Source organism: Cryobacterium shii (assembly GCF_004402595.1).
GTDB classification, from domain to species: Bacteria; Actinomycetota; Actinomycetes; order Actinomycetales; family Microbacteriaceae; genus Cryobacterium; species Cryobacterium shii.
In genome coordinates this window covers 1-2,467 of the sequence record NZ_SOFY01000076.1, presented here as the reverse complement: position 1 = coordinate 2,467, position 2,467 = coordinate 1, and the positions used below count along the sequence as shown (strand labels likewise).

The window sequence follows — 2,467 nt, the reverse complement described above, 5'->3', positions numbered from 1 at the left end:
CACCCGACGCCCTCATCGCCCTCGCCATGCTCAGCCTCGGCGGCCACAAACCAGTGCTCCCCGGCCGGGTTTAACCCACGGTTACGACAGGAGAGCCAAGATCTCCGTCGAATTGGTTCGGCGGCGCTCGCAGCATCCGTCTGATGCGCTGTCACAGGGGCAATGTCAGAGGTCTCTGAGACTCTGAATCACTCCCCACGCGGGGGCACCCATCAGGAGGCACAAGATGACTGATCCCAACTACACGGCGCTGCTGCTCGTGATCGACCGGAGTGGCTCGATGTCGAGCATCCGTGACGACATGGTCGGCGGACTCACCGCGATGATCGCCGAGCAGGCGGCCGGTCCCGGCCTGCTCACGGTGGACATCGTCACTTTCGACGACGAGATCGAGCACACCCACACTCTGGCCGATCCGGCCACCGTGTCCGTCGAACTCGAGCCGCGCGGCATGACCGCGCTGCACGACGCGATCGGGGTGGCGGTGACCGGCTTCGGGCAGACGCTCCGGGCGCTGCCGGAACACGCCCGCCCCGACACGGTTCAGGTCGTGGTCGTGACCGACGGCGGCGAGAATGCGAGCCACGAGTACACCGCCGCGGCCGTGCGCGCCCTTGTCACGCAGCAGACGCGGGAGTACAGCTGGGACTTCGTCTTCCTGGGCGCCAACCAGGACGCCGTGCTCACCGGCGCCGACCTCGGTTTCGACGCCGACAGCTCGATGACGTTCGCCGCCGCCTCCGACGAGGTGGCCGCCCTGAGCGTCAACCTTGGCCGCTACGTGACGGATGTCCGCAAAAAGGACAAGCGCGGCTTCACCTCCGAGGAGCGCACCGAAGCCGGGGGCGAACGCTGAGCCGGGGCAAACGCTGAACGGCGGGCACGCAGTGGCGGGCACTCAGTGGCGGGCACTCAGTGGCGGGCACTCAGTGGCGGGCACTGTGCCGCGGGCAAAGCTAAGGCCAATGGGGAGAACCCCACTGGCCTAAAGCCTCGAGCATGCAATCGGGGCCGAACCCGAATCGAACCCCGATTGCAATGCCTCGTCAGGACGAGACCCTAGTCTCGCCCGGCTTCCTCCGCGTCGATCGCCTGCCTACCCAGGTCGGCGATGGTGCGCAGGAGTCTTTGGCACGCCTGAGGCCGCAGAGTCGGGCCGGAAGGTCCGCTTCTGATCTCGGACTCAAGTGTGGTGAGGCTCATCTGGATGTGGATCCTGTTCATTCGGTAGGCCGGCTGACCCGAAGGTCCCGTGCCTTTGCGACCCCGCCTCACGACGAGTGTGCCCGTGCGATTGACGTAAATGACCCGTCTACCCAGCGACCCTGTGATCACCTGAGATCACCTGAGATCACCTGAGATCACCTGAGATCACCTGAGATCACCTGAGATGAACTTACAGGGCGGGCGGCGCCGGATCTGCCGAACTCGGGGGCGACACGCGGGTATTTACGGGTAACCCGACCCCCAAAGCGAGGGGAAGTCAGTTTGTGATCAAGCCGGTTGCGAGCAGATCCGCGCTGAGGTCCGGGCCGGATCCCGCCCGGGCGCCGCCCTGATCCCGCCCCCACGACTGGCGCGTTACCCCGTGCGATGCCGTCGCTTTCCCTGGTCGCAGGCGCACGCTAACGTAGCTGGCATGGGGTCGGATGGTTCTCACCTCCAGAAAGAATCTTTCCCCTGCTCGAGGCTGCCTGTCTCGGCTGCCCAGGGTCATCAGCTCGGACACTCATGCTCGAACAATCAACGGGGGTTTTCATGTCGTCAGCCGCATCCGAGTCATTCATCGCCATTGCGCAGTCCATCGCCACGGACGCGCACCGAGGGCAGGTCGACAAGCTCGGCGCGGACTGCATCGACCACCACCGCCGGGTGGCGGAACGCCTGAGCGACCCGCTGGAACAGGCCACCGCCTGGCTGGTTGATGTGCTCGACGACACCGACATCACCCGCCACGACCTGCTCGCCCGCGGCATCCCCGGCGGCGTGGTCACGGCAGTCGAAGCACTGACCAGAACGGATGACGTCAGCAGCGACGACGAGTACTACGCCGCGATCCGCGAGAACCCGATCGCGCTCGCCGTGAAGCGGGCCGACATCGCCGACAACTCGGAGCCCTGGCGCGTGGAGCAGCTGGACTTCAGCGTTCGGGAATCGCTCGCTCTGAAGAACGAGGCTGCGCTGGCGGCACTCGGCTAGGTGGCACTGGGGGCACTCGGCCGGGTGAGGCAGCGTTCCCCGCTGTCTCACCGAAGGAATTCCTGGTCGACCCACAGATCCTGGACGGAATAGCCTTCGTTCACCTGCCGTTCGAGTCGTATCTGACTTCGAAAAATAGTTCTCCACAAGTTGAGATAGTCTCGACATGGCGTTCTATGTTTGCTAAAATTGTGCGTATGGATGACCCCACTGCAACCCTCGACGCCGCTGTGGTGGCTGCTGCGTTCGCGGCCCTCGCGGGCGAGGT

The 2,467-nt window shown here is 65.1% G+C and carries 2 protein-coding genes and 1 riboswitch; both genes read left to right on the top strand.

What is annotated here, in order from left to right; translation table 11 throughout:
* Positions 1-226: 226 nt before the first annotated feature.
* A complete protein-coding gene (locus E3O49_RS13985) occupies positions 227-856 on the top strand; it encodes a VWA domain-containing protein (RefSeq protein WP_134368325.1) in 630 nt (209 codons plus the stop codon).
* 367 nt (positions 857-1,223) lie between these two features.
* Positions 1,224-1,297, bottom strand: a riboswitch (cyclic di-GMP riboswitch).
* Between the two features lie 461 nt (positions 1,298-1,758).
* Entirely contained in the window at positions 1,759-2,199 is a 441-nt protein-coding gene (locus E3O49_RS13980; RefSeq protein ID WP_134368324.1) for a guanosine-3',5'-bis(diphosphate) 3'-pyrophosphohydrolase, read from the top strand.
* Positions 2,200-2,467 lie beyond the last annotated feature (268 nt).

Coding starts and splice junctions, on each gene's coding strand:
- E3O49_RS13980 (WP_134368324.1), top strand. CDS start 1,759: ATGTCGTCAGCCGCATCCGAGTCATTCATCGCCATTGCGCAGTCCATC.
- E3O49_RS13985 (WP_134368325.1), top strand. CDS start 227: ATGACTGATCCCAACTACACGGCGCTGCTGCTCGTGATCGACCGGAGT.